The organism is Thalassobaculum sp. (genome assembly GCF_965223715.1).
Classification (GTDB): Bacteria; Pseudomonadota; Alphaproteobacteria; order Thalassobaculales; family Thalassobaculaceae; genus Thalassobaculum.
In genome coordinates, this window is the sequence record NZ_OZ245012.1 from 3,050,372 (window position 1) to 3,066,633 (window position 16,262).

Here is a 16,262-nt window from a genome sequence, read left to right on the forward strand (position 1 = left end):
CGATCCGGGCACGCTGCCCCAGCTTTCGGCGCACCGATAGACGATCGTTCTGTAGACGGCAATGACAAGAGACGGCAGGTTGGGGGCATGAGCACGACCGAACAGGAACCTGCGCAGGCCGACCGCAAGAAGACGCGGCCCAATCCGCCGCTCTTCTGGGGACAGCGCCTGCCGAACTTCTCCGACCGAACCCGAGAGGGCGGCCGGTTCGAGTTCTATCGCGACATCACCCGCGGACCCGTGGTGATCCTCGCCAACCCGACCGCAGAGATGGTGCGGGAGGTGATCGAGATCGTCCAGGCGGTGATCCGGGAGACCAATGTCATCGTCCTGGGCGATGTGGAGATCCCGGCCGATGTCGCCGCGCCGAAGGCCGTCCTGCCGGACGCGGGCGGCGCGCTGCGGCGGGCGCTGTTCACCAACCGGGACGATCTGACCGCCGTGCTGGTCACCGACCAGGACCAGCGCGGCGTCGCCGCCTTCTTCGTCGACGATTATCTGAAGGTCCGCCTGGAGGTGGCGCTGGAGCCGCTCAAGCGCCCGGCGCCGGCGATGCGGCGGGCCACCGCACCGGTGCTGGTGCTGCCGAACATCATCGACACGGCCCTGCGCGACGACCTGCTGGACGCCTTCCATGTCCATAACGAGGAGGGCACGGTCAGCCTGACCATCGACGGCAAGGACGCCTCCCGCGTCGCCCCAAACTTCAAGCGGCGCCGCGACCTGACCCTCGACCGCAAGGAACCGCTCTACGCCGCGGTGACCAAGGCGATCAGCAAGCGGCTGATGCCGGAACTGTACAAGGCCTGGTGGGTCACCCATCTGCGCACCGAGGCGTTCTATGTCGCCAGCTACACCGCCGAGCGCGGCGACTTCTTCACCGCCCACCGGGACAATACCCTGCCCCAGACCGCCGCGCGCCGGATCGCCGTCAGCATCGAACTGAACGACGACTATTCCGGCGGCGGGCTGATCTTCCCGGAATACAGCGACGACCGCTGGCGCGCCCCGCCCGGGGGCGGGCTTGCCTTCTCCTGCTCGCTGATGCACGAGGCAGTGGCGGTGGAGAGCGGGACGCGCTACGTCCTGCTGATCTTCCTGGCCGCGCCGTGACCGATCGGCTCGGCCGATGGGATCGATAGCCGTCGAGACCTTGCCCCGAGCCCGATCCATGCCATTTCGCAGGAACGCTCGCAGGCCGGGCCGCAACCGAAGTCGCACTCGGGAACAAGAAGAATGAGCCCGCGCATCACCTCCCCCGTCGCCGGTGTCCCCGATCATCCCGCCGTGAGGCTGGGCCGGGTCGGCGTCCTGCTGGTCAATCTCGGCACGCCGGATTCCACCGACATCCCCGACGTCCGGCGCTATCTCGCCCAGTTCCTGTCGGACCGCCGGGTGATCGAGCTCAACCCGATCCTGTGGAAGGCGATCCTGCACGGCATCATCCTGCGCACCCGCCCGCCGAAGACGGCGGAGGCTTATCGCGCGATCTGGATGACCGAGAGCAACGAGTCGCCGCTGCGCCACTACACCCGCGAGGAGGCGGCGCGGCTGGCCCAGCGCATGGACCCGACCGGCGAAACGCTGGCGGTCGACTGGGCGATGCGCTACGGCAACCCGTCGGTGGGCGAGCGGATGCGCGCCCTCCAGGAGCAGGGCTGCGACCGGATCCTGATCGTGCCGCTCTATCCGCAGTATTCCGCCTCCACCACCGGCACGGTGATCGACGAGGTGGCGCGCGAGCTGCTGAAACTACGCTGGCAGCCGGCGATGCGGACCCAGCCCGCCTTCCATGACGACCCGGCCTATATCGAGGCCGTGGCCCGCGGCATCGAGCAGCATCTGGCGACCCTGGACTGGGAGCCGGAGGTGATCCTCGCCTCGTTCCACGGTCTTCCGAAACGCTACCTCCTGGCAGGCGACCCGTATCACTGCCACTGCGCCAAGACCGCGCGGCTGGTGCGCGAGCGCCTGGGCCTGAGCGAGAGCGCGTTCCGGTTGACCTTCCAGTCCCGGTTCGGCCGCGAGGAGTGGCTGCAGCCCTATACGGACGAGACCATCGCCGCCCTGGCCGAGAAGGAAGGGGTGAAGCGGCTTGCCGTGGTCATGCCCGGCTTCGTCGCCGACTGCGTGGAGACGCTGGAGGAGATCGCCCTGCAGGGGCGCGAGACCTTCGAGGAGGCGGGCGGCACCCATTTCTCCGCCATCCCCTGTCTCAACGACAGCGACGCCGCCATCGACATGCTGGAGGCGCTGGTGACCCGCGAGCTGGGAGGCTGGTGGGCTAAGGGCTAGAAGTAGGCAACCGCGACCGCGTCCGGGTCGTCGACGCCGATTAGTTCGATCCGCGTGCCATTGGACAGCCGGATGACCGCATAGTCCCCGAAATCGAGCCGCGTGCCGACCTCCACCCCGTTCTGGATCAGGAGCTGGTCCTCGCCCACGGTGAAGTCGGCGATGGTGTCGCGATCCGCATCCGCGGCACCGTAGACGAAGACGTCGGCGCCCGCCCCGCCGACCAGCAGGTCGTCCCCTTCCCCGCCGGACAGGCTGTCGCCGTCCTGTCCGCCATACAGGGTGTCGTCGCCGGTGCCGCCGCGCAGGATGTCATCGCCCTGGTTGCCATAGACGATGTCGTCGCCGGCGCCGCCGTCGAGGCTGTCCTGTCCCGTCAGATAGACCAGCTCGCCGTCGACGATCGCCGCGCCGGCCTCGCCGTTGCGGCCGCCATGGATCACGTCGTCATCGTCGCCGCCCCAGACCGCGTCGTCGTCCTGGCCGCCGAACAGGGTGTCCTCGCCGGCGCCGCCGCTGAGGCTGTCACGCCCGGCATTGCCGTAGACCACGTCGTCGCCGCCAAGCGCGTCGAGGATGTCGCGCCCGTCGAAGCCGTAGAGGATCTCGTCCTCGGATGACCCGTACAGCGTGTCAGCGCCGAGCGAGCCCGTCAGCTCGTCGGTGGTGACGGTCACGGTGATGGTTGGATCGGCCATGGGACCTCCGGCAGGATGGTGTCCCTGTCGCTAACGCGCGGCGCGGTCAGATCCGTCGGCGTGAGATCCGTCGGCGTCAGATCCGTCGGCCGTCCTGATCGTGATCTGCTCTAGCAGATGTCGGGGGCGACCACCCGGTTGCGGCCCGCCTTGCGCGCTTCGGCCAGACGGTCGGCGGCGCGGGCCAGCACGGCCTGCAGGTCGGGCGCCTGCCGGCCGCCACGCAGAATTCCGTCGATGCCGATGCTGACCGTGACCGGGATCGAGCTGCCGTCCTCGGCGAAGAACCGCATCGACTGGACGGCGAGGCGCAGGCGCTGGCCGACGGCGCGCACGGCGCCGAGGTCGATATCGGTATGCAGGATGGCGAAGGAACAGTCGTCGATCCGTCCGACCACGTCGTGGCCGCGGACCTCGTTCAGCAGAAGCTGCGCCACGCCGCGGATCATCATGTCGGCGCAGTTCCCGCCGTAGAGCGCGCGGGCGGCGTCGAGATGGTCGATCTCGATCAGGGTCAGGGCCGAAGCGGCATGCAGGTGCATGCCCAGCCGTCCGCGGGCACGCTCTTCGAAACCGATGCGTCCGATGAGGCCGGAGACCGGGTCCTCGATGCCATCCAGTATGCCAACGGGGCTTTCCGCCTCGTAGGCCGGCATCACCTGGCTGTTCATTTCAGTATCCATGGTCGGCGGATAAAGGTCGTAGGTCTGCTAACAGTATCGCGCCAACAGGTAAACAATCCGTTTACAACCGATGCAATAAATTTCTGCACCCGGGTCACAACGTATCGATCGGGACCTTCAGGACCGGCTTGCCGTCCTCGCCGGTCGGCATGTGGCCGCCGCGCATGTTCACCTGGATGGAGGGGATGATCAGCCGCGGCATGGACAGGGTGCGGTCCCGCTCGGTGCGCAGCTTCACGAAGCCGGCCTTGTCATGGCCCTGCGCCTCGCTGCCCACATGGATGTTGCGGGCCTTCTCCTCGCTCACCGTGGTCTCCCAGCGGATGTCGCGGCCGTTGGGACCGTAGTCGTGGCACATGAACAGCCGCATCTCGTCCGGCAGGGACAGGACCTTCTGGATCGAGTCGTACAGCACGCCCGCGTCGCCGCCCGGGAAATCGGCCCGGGCGGTGCCGCCATCGGGCATGAACAGGGTGTCGCCGACGAAGGCGGCGTCGCCCAGCACATGGGTCATGCAGGCGGGGGTATGGCCGGGCGTGTGGATCGCGAAGCCGGTCATCGATCCGACCGTATAGGTGTCGCCGTCCTCGAACAGGCGGTCGAACTGGCTGCCATCGCGCTGGAAGGCGGTGCCCTCGTTGAACACCTTGCCGAAGGTCTCCTGGACCTCGACGATCTTGGCGCCGATGCCGATCTTCCCGCCCAGCTTCTCCTGAAGATAGGGCGCCGCCGACAGGTGGTCGGCATGGACATGGGTCTCGATCAGCCACTCGACGGTCAGCTTCTGCTCGCGGATGAAGGCGATCAGTTCATCCGCATGGGAGTGGGACAACCGGCCGGCGGCGTAGTCGATGTCGAGCACGGAATCGTAGATCACGCAGGCCCGCGTTGAGGGATCGACCGCCACATGGCTGATGGTGTTGGTATCGGGGTCGAAGAAACTGGTGACCTCGGGGTGAACCGACATATCGACCGGATAGCTGGGCATCGCACTCCTCCCGACTGGCCTTGCAGATGGACCTTATCTGGCGCGTTGAGCCGCGCCTCATTCTACATGGGGGTCCGACCGGCGGGAATCGACCATTGGTGCGGCCGTACGACCTAGCGTCGCCAGTTGATCGCCACCACGCCGGCGATCGCGGCGACGACCCCGGCGATGACGGTGGGGGTCAGGGTCTCCCCCAGCACCAGCACACCCAGGAGGACACCCACGCCGGCCCGCAGGTAGCTCTGGCTCGCCACGCCGAGGGAACCGAGGGTGCGCACCAGCCGGAAATACAGCAGCAGGGCGATCCCCGTGCAGGCCACGCCGAGGACCAGCGACGCCGCGACCGCCTTACCCGACGGCGCCAGGTCCCAGGGTCGGTCGAGCAGCACGCTCGCCGGCACCAGCACGGCCGAGGCGCAGAGCATGGTTCCGGCCGCCGTCACCACCGGCGGCAGATCGGAGAAGCGGCGGCCGTGCAAGGCAGCACCGGCATAGAGGGCCGCGCTCACCAGGACGGCGAGCTGGGCGATCACCTGACCGCCCAGCCCGTTCAGGGCGTCTGTCCCGACGATCAGCACCACCCCGCCCAGGCCCAGGCAGGCGCCGAACAGGCGCAACCCGCCCGTCGCCTCGTGCCGCGTGACCAGAAGGGTGAACAGGAAGACGAAAAGCGGCGAGGTCGAGTTCAGCACCGCTCCCAGCGCGCTCTCGATCTGCCGCTGTCCCCAGGCCAGCAGGGTCCAGGCGCCGTAGCTGTTCAGGAACGCCTGCAGGAACAGCCGGGCCCAGACCTGCCGGCCGGCGGGCATCCGCTCGCCCTGGACCAGGGCGATGGCGAGTAGCAGGACCGCCGCCACGCTTACCCGCACAGCGATCAGCGTGACCGGCGGGATCTCGGCCACCGCGACCTTGAGCAGCGGATAGGATCCGCCCCAGAGCAGGGCCAGGCAGCCCAGCAGGGCGAAGTCGAGGACGGGAAGGGTCGGGCGGGTGGTCATGGCGGGTGTCTCGGCCGGTGGCGACGCTCAAGGCTAGGCGCTGGCCCGGCCGCAACGGTTCGGCGCCGACCGAACCATAGCGCTTCCCCGGGCCCGGCGCCCCGTCTACCGTCACCCCATGAGTGTCCTGCCGACGATCCCGCCCTGGCTGCGCGTCGCCATCGGCGCCCAGTGCGGGCTGCTGATCGGCATGGGGCTGGGCCGGTTCTCCTACACCCCCATGGTCCCCGCCCTGATCGCCTCGGGCAGTCTCAGCGAGGCGGAGGCCGGCTATGTCGGGGCCATCAACCTCGGCGGTTATCTGCTCGGCGGGCTCGCGGTGCCCTGGCTGCTGCGCCGGGCCGACCGGGTGGTCTGGCTTCGGGTCGCGATCTGCCTCTCGGTGCTCTGCCTGTTCGCCAGCATCGTGCCGGGCGGGTTCCTGTGGCTCGCCGTCTGGCGCGGGCTGGTCGGGATCGCCGTCGCGGTGATCATGATCCTCGGCATTTCCAGCGTCACGGCGACCGCGCCGGCAGGGCGGACCGGGCTTGCCAATGCGGTGGCCTATACCGGCGTCGGGCTCGGCATCCTGCTGGCCGCCGCCGGCCTGCCCTGGCTGCTGTCGATCGGGGAGGTCTGGGCCTGGGGCGGGGCGGCGGCGATCGGCCTCATCGCGCTCGCCATCGCCCTCTGGGCCTGGGCCGGACCGGCAGCGGAGCGGGCACGGGCCATTCCCCCTCCCCCCTCCACCCTCGGTGAGGCACGCGGCGACGGGCTGCGCCTGGTTCTGGCCCAGGGTCTGTTCGCGGTCGGGCTGGTCCCCCACTCGATCTACTGGGTCGACTATCTGGTCCGGTCGCTGGGCTGGAGCACCGGCGCGGCGGGCGGGCAGTGGGTGCTGTTCGGTGCGGCGGCCATCGCCGGGACGCTGGTCTGGGGTCGGATCGGCGACCGGATCGGCTTCCGGCCGGCCCTGATCGCGGTCTATCTGAGTCTGGCACTTGGGGCGGTGCTGCCCGTGCTGGTCACGGCCCCGCCGGCGATCGTGCTCTCCAGCCTGCTGGTCGGCGCCCAGCCCGGTCTGACCGCGATCATCGCCGGCCAGGCCCAGCGGCTGATGGGCCCCGGATCCATGCTCGGCCTGTGGCGCTGGATGGTGCTGTCGGTGGGGGCGGCACAGCTCGTCGGCGGCTATGCGCTGGTGGCGTTGTTCAACGCGACCGGATCGTATCTCGCCGTGTTCGGGGTCGGGGGTGCCGCCTTCGCTCTGGGGGCGCTGCTCGTGGCGAGCCTGAAAAGCGGCCCGTCGACACGCCCGCGCTGATGCGCGGGCTGCTCAGGATCAGGTCAGATAGGAACCAGACAACCTCATCCTGAGCAGGACCCCGGCGGACAGCCGGGGGACGCCTCGAAGGGTCAGGCCGCGAATGCGCTGCGGGCGCCGCCGCTCTTCTGGGTCTTGAAGATCGAGCCCGACTGCGGGGCGGGCGGCAGCGGGAGGCGGATCGGCAAAGCCTCCATGCGCGGCGTCATGGTGAGCTTGCCGGTGACGATCCGGTCCTGCAGGTCGGCATAGAAGGCCCGCTGGCCGAGGCTGTGGATGTAGGACCCGGCCCCCAGGATCGGCCAGGCATCGGCCGCGTGGCATTCATAGAACAGGATCAGCCGGTTGCGGTCGCTGGTGTTCGGCGCCGAGCCGTGCAGGGTGCGGGCATGGTGCACGGTCATCGAGCCGGCCTTGCCGGTCAGGGTCACCGCCTGGTCGAGGTGGAAGTCCGGATCGGACGGATCGACGGCACCACAGAACACGCCGTCGGCGTTGGTATGGGCCAGCACCGGACCCCTGTGACTGCCCGGGATGACCTTCAGCGGGCCGTTGCTCTCATTCACATCCTCCAGCATCAGGCCGAAGGCGAGCATGCTGTCGTTGGTATGCGGATAGAACGCCCAGTCCTGGTGCCACTCCACCGCCTGGCCGCCGCCGGGGGCCTTGGTGTTCAGCTTGCTGGTCTGGATCAGCGTGTCCGGGCCGAGCAGGTCGGTCAGCACCTCGGTGATCGCCGAGTTCTTCAACACGTCCCAGTACAGCGGGTCCTGCTTGTGCGGCAGCTTGATGCGGGTCAGGCGCGGATTGTCCGGCGAATGGCCGTCGTCCAGGTCGTAGACGTCATTGGTCTCCGTCACCGGCCGCGAGGCGTCGATCAGCCGGTAGGTGGTCTCCTGGAGCGCCTTGAGCTGCTCCGGCGTGACCGCGTTCTCGACCATCAGGTAGCCGTTCTCGTTATAGAAGTCGATCTGTTCGCGCGACAGCATGGCATGCCTCCCTGGCTGTTGATGTTATCGGTAACATGACGTTGGAAAACTCGTCAATGGTATCGATATCATTTATGATCGATTCCGAGCGTGGAGGGATGCGGATGGCGATCGAGAGCAGCGGCTGGGCGACCATGGGCGACGTGGCCGAGAAGGCTGGCGTCTCCAAGATCACCGTGTCCCGCGTCCTGCGCTCCCCCGACAAGGTGAAGCCGGAGACCCGCGAGCGGGTGCGCGCCGCGATCGCCGAGCTCGGCTATGTCCCGGACGAGGCGGCCGGAGGCCTGTCGTCGCGGCGCAGCCGGATCGTCGGCGCGGCGATCTCCACCCTGGCCGGCTCGACCTTCGCCTCCACCGTCGACGGCCTGGGAGCCCGTCTGCGGCAGAACGACCACCAGCTCCTGCTGGCCGGGACCGACTATTCCTCCGCCAAGGAGGCCGACGCCGTCGCCACCATGCTGGGCCGCCGCCCCGACGGGTTGGTGCTGACCAGCACGACGCACCGTGAGGAGACCCGACGGACCCTGGAGGCGGGCCGCGTCCCGGTGGTGGAGATCTGGGAGCTGCCGGCCGATCCGATCGGCTATGCGGTCGGCTTCTCCAACCGCGATGCCGGTGCGGCCATGGCCCAGCACCTTCTGGCGACCGGACGCCGGCGCATGGCCTTCATCGGCACCGCCGGCGAAGGCGACCGGCGCGGAAGGCTGCGCTACGAGGGATTCGCGGAGGTGCTGGAGCAGAGCGGTTCCGCCGAGGTGCGGGCCACGGCGGCCGCCGCCGGCACCCAGACGGCGCGGGGCGCGCGCGGCCTCGCCGCCGTATTGGACCGCTGGCCGGACACCGACGCGGTGTTCTGTTCCAGCGACAGCCTCGCGCTCGGGGCGCTGAGCGAGGCGCGGCGCCGGGGCCTGCGGGTTCCCGACGACCTCGCCGTCGCCGGCTTCGGCGATTTCGAGTTCGCCGGCGAGTTCGGCCTGGGCCTGACCACCGTGCGCGTTCCCGGTCTGCAGATCGGCGAGACGGCGGCCCAGCTCATCCTCGACGTCAATGCCGGCATCGAACCCGGGGACCGCACGATTGACCTGGGCTTTGAGGTGATCGCGCGGGTCACCACCTGATGCCGCCGGTTGACTCAGGTCAACGCACGCATCTTCAACTCCCGATATGCATCCTCATGTAGAGACATGAGGAGGATCGACCATGACCGACAAGATTCTTGTTCCCGTCGACCTGGAACACGCCGAGAAGCTCACCAAGGCCCTCAATGTGGCTGCGACGATCGCCAAGGCGGACGACGCCGAGGTCTGCTTTCTCGGTGTCACCGACTCTGAGCCCAGCACCGTGGCCGCGACGCCTGAGGCCTATGCGACCAAGCTGACGGCCTTTGCCGAGGATCAGGCGAAGACCCGCGGGATCGCGGCGAAGGCGAACGCCGTCGTCGTGCACGACACGCCCGCCGAGCTGGCCAAGGCCATTCTCGGCGGCGCCAAGGAAGCCGGCGCCGACCTGATCGTCATGGCGTCCCATGTGCCGGGCCTGCAGGAGCATGTGTTCGGAACCCATGCCGGCTACATCGCCAACCACGCACCGATCTCGGTCTACGTGGTGCGCTGACGACCGGAGCCCGACTTTCGGCGCATCGGACACAGTGTGATGCGCGGCTGGAGTGGGGACATCGACACCGGCTCGGAGTAGGGTGGCGAAAAACAGCCCTGGAAACGCCTCCGGATGCACTCCCCCCTCTTCCCGCTTCGGCGCCGCTGCGCTGAGACGGTCCGGTATGCCCCGCGATGAGCGAGTGGCATCCGGACGACCGCCGCGCCCTGCGCAACATCCTGATCCTGCTCGGATCGTTCTTCGTCATCGTGCAGATCAACCGGTCCGCCGGCGGCGTGCTGGCGAACTATCTGGGCAGCCATCGCGGCCTGTCGCCGACCGATATCGGCACGGTGATGGGGGCGATGTTCTTCGCCTCCGCCGTCGTCCAACTCCCGACCGGGCTGCTGTTCGACCGGATCGGGGCCAAGCGCACCCTGGTGGCGATGGGGCTGGTGGCGGTCTGCGGCATCGTGCTGTTCGCGGTAGCCGAGGAGACCTGGGCCCTGGTGACCGGCCGCTTCATGATCGGCCTCGGCCATGGCGGGGTGATCACCGCGGTCTACCTGATCGCCATGGGCTGGGCGCCGCCCGACCGGGTGGCCCAGGCGACCGCCAGTCTGGTCGGCATCGCCGGCGGCATCGGCGGGGTGATGGCCACGGCCCCGCTCGAGCTGCTGCTGTCGGAGGTCGGACTGACGACGACCTTCCTGGTGGTCGCGGCCCTGACCCTCGCCTTCACCATCGTCATCCAGTTCACCGTGCGCGACGGCCCCGCGTCGGGCGGGGTGAAGCGCGACCCGGAGACCTTCGCCCAGTCGCTGGCCGGCTTGCTGGAGGTCATCCGCATGCCGGAGCTGCGGCGGATATACGTCATGGGCTTCTGCTTCACCGCCCCCTTCATGACCATCGGCGGGCTCTGGGCCGGCCCGTACTTCACTGACGTCCAGGGCCTCAGCCACGAGCAGGCCTCGATCGCCCTGCTGATCATGGTGGTAGCCCTGCACGTGGGGACCTTCCTCTACGGCCCGCTGGAGCGCTTCGCCACGTCGCGCAAGCGCCTGATCCTCAGCGCCGTCGCCCTGGAGATCGCCTGCCTGGGCGTGCTGGCGGTCTGGCCCTCGGCACCGATCTATGTGGCCGGGCCGATCCTCTTCGTCTTCGGCTGCGTGGCCCCGTTCTTCGTGGTGCTGGCGAGCCATGCCCGCGGCTTCGTGCCGCCGCACCGGGCCGGCCGGGCGATCACCACGATCAACCTGGCCGGGCTGACCGGGGTGTTCGTGCTGCAGACCGCCACGGGCGGCGCCATCGACTGGGTGCAGGCGACCGGCGGCGCGGCGGAGACCGGCCACCGGATCGTGTTTGTCCTGGTGATCGCCGCCCTCGCCCTGTCGGCCCTCGCCTATGCCGGGCAGCCGGAGAAGCCGGCCGGCGACTGACGGGAGGACATAGAGGAGCGGGGCTGACGATCAGTTGCTCTTGCGCGCCTCGGCCACCAGTTCGGCCAGCTGCTCCTTGGAAACCGCCCCGGGCACCACATGGGTCCCGATGGTGAAGGCGGGCGTTCCCTGGATCGACAGGGCCTGGGCCAGCTCGAACGACTTGCGCACCTGGGCCTGCAGGGCCGGGTCGTGCAGGTCGGCCTTGAGCTTGTCGACGTCGAGACCGGTCTCCAGCGCCACCTGGAAGATCGCCTCAGACGTCAGCCGGCCGCGCAGGCTCAGCAGGGCGGTGTGGAAGGCCTCGTACTTGCCCTGCCGGTCGGCGGCGAGCGAGGCCAGGGCGGCGGTCTCTGACGCCGGGCCAAGGATCGGGAATTCCTTGAGCACCAGACGGATATTGCCGTCCTCCTCCAGCAGCTCCATCAGCGGCTTCATCATCGTCTTGCAGTAGCCGCACTGGTAATCGAAGAACTCGACGAGGGTGACGTCGCCGTCGGGATTGCCCAGCACCGGATCGGCCGGATCGCGCTCCAGGGCATCGCGGCGGTCGATCAGCGCCTGTTTGGCGGCGGCGTTCTTCTCCGCGTCCTCGCGGGCCTGCATGATCGCCAGGCTCTCCAGGATGATCTCGGGATGCTGGAGGATGTAGTCGCGCACCAGCGCCTCGATCTCCGCCTTGCGCTCCGGCGAGAGAGGGCCGTCCTGGGCATGGGCCGGCACCGCGACCAGGGCGGCGGACATCAGGACGGCGGCGAGGCTAGACCGAAACATCGGGAACTCCGGAGAATGACAGCGGCGCCATCCTGTCCCAGCCGCTCCGGAACGTCCACCGCCCCGGGCGCTCGCGACGCATCACGGTGACGTCATTTCTTGCGCTGGGCGGCCCGCTCGCGCTTGGCGAGCTCCTCGATGTCCAGCGCCCGCAGCATCGCCGGCGTGCCGGCCTGCAGCATGGTCTGGGCGCGCTTGGACTGGGTCTCCGCATTCTCCCACTTGCTCTGGCGCACCGCTTCCTCGGCGAGCGACAGCGCCGCCTGGCCGATATCGCCGAGGCGGCCCTGGGCCGTGGCAAGCTGGCGCCACAGGAACGGCCAGTCGCCCTCGGACCGCTTGGCGGTCTGCAGATGCTCCAGCGCCTTCTGGTCGGAAGCCGGGTCGTTGCGGGCGAGCAGCACCTGGGCCAGGGAGACCTCGATCAGGCCGGCCTGGGGAGCGAGCCGCTGGGCCTTCTCCATCGGCGCAACCGCGGCATCGATCTGACCGCTCTCGAACAGGAGCTGTCCCTCCAGCTCGTGCAAGTAGGGGTCGTTGGGATCCTCCGCGATCATTTCCCGGGTCAGCGCGATCGCCTTGGGATAGTCCGGCACCTCGCGATAGGCGATGGCTCGGGCCAGCTTCGCCGGCATGCTGGTGTCCGTCTCCGGATATTTGCGGAAGGTCTGGGACGGCGAGCGGATGAAGCCGTGCAGCTTGGCCACGACCCGGTTGAAACGGGCCACCTGATCCGGCGACGCCTCCTGGTCGGAGTATTTCGACCGGGCCACATGGGCTTCCACCGTGTTCAGACGGTCACGGGTGAAGGGGTGGGTCGACATGTAGGGCGACTGGCGCGAGGCCGACAGCAGTTCCTGGGCCGCCAGCTCCTCGAAGAACCGGGCAAGGCCGCGGGCGGACTGCTGGGTCGCGTCGAGATAGGTGAGCGCCGCCTGGTCGGCCGCGGATTCCTGGGCCCGGCTGTACTGCAGGAACGAGCCGACCGCCGCGGACTGGCCGCCGATGGCGATGGCGGCCCCCGCGTCGCCGCGCCCCGTCGCCACCGCCGTCGCGATGCCGACGATCGCCGACAGCAGGGCGGCGTTGGAGGCTGAAGCGATGGCGTCGGAGGTCCGCGCGAGATGGCCGCCGGCGATGTGGCCGGTTTCGTGGGCGACCACCCCGATCAGCTCCAGCGGCGACCGCATGGCCATGATCAGCCCGGTATTGAGGAACAGGTTCTGGCCGCCGGCCACGAAGGCATTCAGCTGGTCGTCATTGATCAGATAGATCGACACCGCCTCCGGGTTCACGCCGGCGGCTTGGAAAAGTGGCGTGGCCAGATCACGGATGGTAGCTTCGATTTCCGCGTCCCGGATGAGGCTGCGCTTCTGCGCATGCGCGCCCGAGGCCAGAGACAGAACCACGAGTGCGGCGGTCGCTGCCGCGAGTAACCACCGCCCCGGTCCAAAGATGATTCGCTTCACGCCAGCGCCCAATCCCGATGATGTCCGCCCGAACACACACTACCGATCAGATGGGGATCGGGAAAGGCGAACGCAAAACCGTCAGCACTCCCGGGGCCGCGTCGGGCTCGGCCTGATCCTCGCCGCCGGGCTTCTGGCCGGCTGCGGATCGGACACGGTGGACCTGACCGAAGGCTTCTACGGCACCGTCGTCGCCGAGGAGCCGCGGGCGGCGCTGCTGGCCCGCGACGCGCTGGTCGCCGGCGGATCGGCGGCCGACGCCGCGGTCACTATGTTCTTCGCCCTGTCGGCCACGCTGCCCAGCTCCGTCGGCGTGACTGCGAGCGGTTCCTGCGTGGTTCACGATCCGGAGAGCCAGACCGTCCAGCGGCTGGAGTTCCTGCCGCGCCCGGCCAGCGACTCGCCGAACGCGACGACCCTGCCCCTGGCGCCGCGCGCCATGTTCGCCCTGCACGCCCGCCATGGCACCAAGCCGCTGGGCGAGTTGATCATCCAGGCCGAGCGGATCGCCCGGTTCGGAACGCCCCTGAGCCGCGCCTTCGCCCAGGAGCTGAGCGAGGACGGTGCCGCACTGGCGGGCGACCCGAGCGCCGCCGCCCTGTACCGTCCGAACGGCCACCCGCTGCCCCAGGGCGCGGAAGTGTCCCAGGTCGCCCTGGCGGCCACCCTTGCCCGCCTGCGCTCCGAAGGGGTGGGCACGCTGTATTCCGGCGGGCTCGGCCGGACCTTCGTGGAGGGGGCCGCGGCAGCCGGCTACGCGGTCGACCCGGACCGGCTGCGCGACGCGCTGCCCACCTGGATCCGCGTCACCGAGATCGAGCACGACAACCATGTCTGGGGCGTCGCCGCCCCGACCCAGAACGACCTGCGCCTCGCCCAGGCCGCCCTCGGCATGATCCTGGAGAGCGGCGACTGGGCCAATGAGGACGCCGCCACCCGCGCCCATCTGCTGGCCGCCGCCCTCGGCGAGGCGACCCTGATGGCCGGCTCGAAAACCGCGATCACGCCGCAGACGCTGGAGCAGGCGGCGGATCGACTCTCGGCCGGCCGCACGCCTAACACGGCGCAGCAGCCGCAGCTCGCCGCGATGCTGGGCACCAGCGCCGGGCACCGCGCCGGCGCCACCTCGTTCTTCGCCGTGGACCGCAGGGGCCTCGGGGTCGGCTGCGCGGTCGGCCTCGGCGCCCCGTTCGGCACGGGCCGGATGATCCCGACCCTCGGCGTGTTCCTCGCCCCCGTGCGGGCCGAGGCAGTCAACGGGCCGGGTGCCTTCTCGCTGATCGTCGGCAACGAGAACACGGGCCAGTTCCATATGGCCGCCTCGGGCGCCGGCGGGCGCCGCGCCGTCTCCTCCATGCTGCAGACCGTGCTCGACCACTGGGTCGGCCGGATCAAGATCGACGACGTGCCCGCCCGGCCCCGCAGCCACTATGCCGGCGGCATCAACACCGTCTTCGTCGAGCCGGAGACGGAGGCCTCGACCGTCGGTGCCCTGCGCCAGCGCGGCTATCAGGTCGCCCCGGCCCAGACGATCGCCACCGGCAGCGCCTTCCGCTGCGTGGAAGGCCTGCCCCGGCGCGAGATCATCTGCGGCGTCGCCAAGGATCCCCGCAGCACCGGCCTGATGTTCTTCGAATTCGGAGGGTAGCAATGCCCCGCCCAGCCACCCGTGGAGACGTCGACCCCTTCATCGTGATGCAGGTCATGTCGGCCGCCGCCGAGCGCGAGGCGGCCGGCGGCGACGTGCTGCACCTGGAGGTCGGCCAGCCGTCCACCCCGGCGCCGAAAGGCGTGCTGGAGGCGGCCCGCCGGGCCCTGGACACCGACAAGATCGGCTACACCCTGGCGCTCGGCATGCCGGCCCTGCGGGAGCGGATCTCCGCCCATTACCGCGACTGGTACGGCGTCGACGTCCCGATCGAGCGGATCGCGGTGACCACCGGCTCGTCCAGCGGCTTCACCCTCGCCTTCCTGTCGGCCTTCGAGCACGGCGCCCGGGTCGCGCTGGCGTCTCCCGGCTATCCGGCCTACCGCAACATCCTGACGGCGCTGGGCGTGGAGGTGGTCGACCTGCAGACCGAACTGGCCGACCGGTTCCAGCCGACCGTGGCGCGGCTCGACAAGGCCGGCCCGCTGGACGGGGTGATCGTCGCCAGCCCGTCAAACCCGACAGGCACCATGCTGGGCGAGGACAGCATGAAGGCGATCACCGGCTGGTGCCGGGCCAACGACGTGCGGCTGATCTCCGACGAGATCTACCATGGCATCACTTTCGGCCAGCGTTCGGTCTCCGCCCTGGAGAGCGATCCGGACGCGCTGGTGATCAACAGCTTCTCGAAATACTTCTCGATGACGGGCTGGCGCATCGGCTGGATGATCGCGCCGCCGGACCTGATCGGGCCGGTGGAGCGGCTGGCCTCCAACTTCTTCATCTCCGCCCCGACCCTGTCCCAGTTCGCCGCCATCGCCGCTTTCGACTGCATCGACGAGGCGCAGGAGAATGTTGCGCGCTACGCCCGCAACCGGGAGATCCTGCTGAACGACCTGCCGGCGGCGGGGCTGGACGATCTGGCCCCGGCGGACGGGGCGTTCTACATCTACGCCAATGTCGCCAGGTACACGAATGACAGCGTCGATTTCTGCCGGCGCATCCTAGCCGAGACCGGGATCGCCTGCACGCCGGGCATCGACTTCGACCCGTCCCGCGGCCATGCCAGCATCCGGTTCTCCTTCGCCGGCTCGAGCGACGACATGGCGGAGGCCTGCAAGCGGCTGAAGGCCTGGCTCTAGGGGGTCGGCAGGGGTCCGTCGCTCCTCATCAAATGTGCCGCCGTCATCCCGGGAGGCCCCGGACCTGTTCCGGGGGCTGCCCGGGACCCTGGTCACGCGGCCCGGGTGGTAACACGGCCCGGATGGTCACGCGGACTGGGTCCCCGCCGATCTCCGGATCGGGTCCGGAGCTCGCCGGGATGACGGCGGACGGGTGAGCGGCTTGGTCCTGATTTGCATCAGGACGACGGTGATTTTCTT

Annotated in this window: 15 protein-coding genes; 8 read left to right on the top strand and 7 right to left on the bottom strand. The window is 69.3% G+C overall.

Annotated features, from left to right (window positions below; all coding sequences use genetic code 11):
* The first annotated feature begins 87 nt into the window (after window positions 1-87).
* Together ACOQOP_RS14035 and hemH are read left to right on the top strand one after the other, a co-directional pair.
* On the top strand, window positions 88-1,113 hold the full coding sequence (locus ACOQOP_RS14035; protein WP_420562426.1) for a 2OG-Fe(II) oxygenase: 1,026 nt from the start codon (window positions 88-90) through the stop codon (window positions 1,111-1,113).
* Between the two features lie 123 nt (window positions 1,114-1,236).
* On the top strand, window positions 1,237-2,295 hold the full coding sequence (hemH, locus tag ACOQOP_RS14040; protein ID WP_420562427.1) for a ferrochelatase: 1,059 nt from the start codon (window positions 1,237-1,239) through the stop codon (window positions 2,293-2,295).
* On the opposite strand, the gene ACOQOP_RS14045 is transcribed toward hemH, so the two are convergent.
* The 4 genes from ACOQOP_RS14045 to ACOQOP_RS14060 all read right to left on the bottom strand — a co-directional run bounded on the left by ACOQOP_RS14045 (window position 2,292) and on the right by ACOQOP_RS14060 (window position 5,662).
* Window positions 2,292-2,993 (bottom strand): calcium-binding protein, encoded by a 702-nt coding sequence (locus tag ACOQOP_RS14045; protein ID WP_420562428.1) that lies wholly within the window; start codon window positions 2,991-2,993, stop codon window positions 2,292-2,294. The two genes, hemH and ACOQOP_RS14045, sit on opposite strands and share 4 nt — an antisense overlap.
* A 110-nt stretch (window positions 2,994-3,103) precedes the next feature.
* Window positions 3,104-3,664, bottom strand: coding sequence for a GGDEF domain-containing protein (locus tag ACOQOP_RS14050; RefSeq protein ID WP_420562429.1), 561 nt, complete (start codon window positions 3,662-3,664; stop codon window positions 3,104-3,106).
* A gap of 106 nt (window positions 3,665-3,770) precedes the next feature.
* Entirely contained in the window at window positions 3,771-4,643 is an 873-nt protein-coding gene (locus ACOQOP_RS14055) for an MBL fold metallo-hydrolase (protein ID WP_420566533.1), read from the bottom strand.
* A gap of 134 nt (window positions 4,644-4,777) precedes the next feature.
* Window positions 4,778-5,662 (bottom strand): DMT family transporter, encoded by an 885-nt coding sequence (locus ACOQOP_RS14060; RefSeq protein WP_420562430.1) that lies wholly within the window; start codon window positions 5,660-5,662, stop codon window positions 4,778-4,780.
* Between the two features lie 118 nt (window positions 5,663-5,780).
* On the opposite strand from ACOQOP_RS14060, the gene ACOQOP_RS14065 reads away from it, so the two are divergent.
* Window positions 5,781-6,965, top strand: a complete 1,185-nt coding sequence (locus tag ACOQOP_RS14065) for a YbfB/YjiJ family MFS transporter (RefSeq protein WP_420562431.1) — start codon at window positions 5,781-5,783, stop codon at window positions 6,963-6,965.
* Window positions 6,966-7,057: 92 nt separating this feature from the next.
* On the opposite strand, the gene ACOQOP_RS14070 is transcribed toward ACOQOP_RS14065, so the two are convergent.
* The gene (locus ACOQOP_RS14070) at window positions 7,058-7,954 is read right to left on the bottom strand and encodes a phytanoyl-CoA dioxygenase family protein (protein ID WP_420562432.1); all 897 of its coding nucleotides are present in this window, start codon (window positions 7,952-7,954) and stop codon (window positions 7,058-7,060) included.
* A 104-nt stretch (window positions 7,955-8,058) separates the two neighbouring features.
* Here ACOQOP_RS14070 and ACOQOP_RS14075 point away from each other — a divergent pair, with 104 nt between their 5' ends.
* The 3 genes from ACOQOP_RS14075 (at window position 8,059) to ACOQOP_RS14085 (ending at window position 10,989) form a co-directional block, all read left to right on the top strand.
* Window positions 8,059-9,072, top strand: a complete 1,014-nt coding sequence (locus ACOQOP_RS14075) for a LacI family DNA-binding transcriptional regulator (RefSeq protein ID WP_420562433.1) — start codon at window positions 8,059-8,061, stop codon at window positions 9,070-9,072.
* 82 nt (window positions 9,073-9,154) lie between these two features.
* A complete protein-coding gene (locus ACOQOP_RS14080; RefSeq protein ID WP_420562434.1) occupies window positions 9,155-9,568 on the top strand; it encodes a universal stress protein in 414 nt (137 codons plus the stop codon).
* A gap of 176 nt (window positions 9,569-9,744) precedes the next feature.
* Window positions 9,745-10,989 (top strand): MFS transporter, encoded by a 1,245-nt coding sequence (locus ACOQOP_RS14085; protein ID WP_420562435.1) that lies wholly within the window; start codon window positions 9,745-9,747, stop codon window positions 10,987-10,989.
* A 30-nt stretch (window positions 10,990-11,019) separates the two neighbouring features.
* Here the strand turns inward: ACOQOP_RS14085 and ACOQOP_RS14090 are convergent, their stop codons facing one another.
* Window positions 11,020-11,763, bottom strand: a complete 744-nt coding sequence (locus tag ACOQOP_RS14090; RefSeq protein ID WP_420562436.1) for a DsbA family protein — start codon at window positions 11,761-11,763, stop codon at window positions 11,020-11,022.
* A gap of 92 nt (window positions 11,764-11,855) precedes the next feature.
* Complete coding sequence (locus tag ACOQOP_RS14095) at window positions 11,856-13,268, bottom strand: M48 family metalloprotease (protein ID WP_420562437.1); 1,413 nt, start codon at window positions 13,266-13,268, stop codon at window positions 11,856-11,858.
* 121 nt (window positions 13,269-13,389) lie between these two features.
* On the opposite strand from ACOQOP_RS14095, the gene ACOQOP_RS14100 reads away from it, so the two are divergent.
* Together ACOQOP_RS14100 and ACOQOP_RS14105 are read left to right on the top strand one after the other, a co-directional pair.
* Window positions 13,390-14,880: a gamma-glutamyltransferase gene (locus tag ACOQOP_RS14100; RefSeq protein WP_420562438.1), complete on the top strand. Its 1,491-nt coding sequence runs from the start codon at window positions 13,390-13,392 to the stop codon at window positions 14,878-14,880.
* Window positions 14,881-14,882: 2 nt separating this feature from the next.
* The gene (locus ACOQOP_RS14105) at window positions 14,883-16,022 is read left to right on the top strand and encodes a pyridoxal phosphate-dependent aminotransferase (RefSeq protein ID WP_420562439.1); all 1,140 of its coding nucleotides are present in this window, start codon (window positions 14,883-14,885) and stop codon (window positions 16,020-16,022) included.
* Window positions 16,023-16,262: the final 240 nt, after the last annotated feature.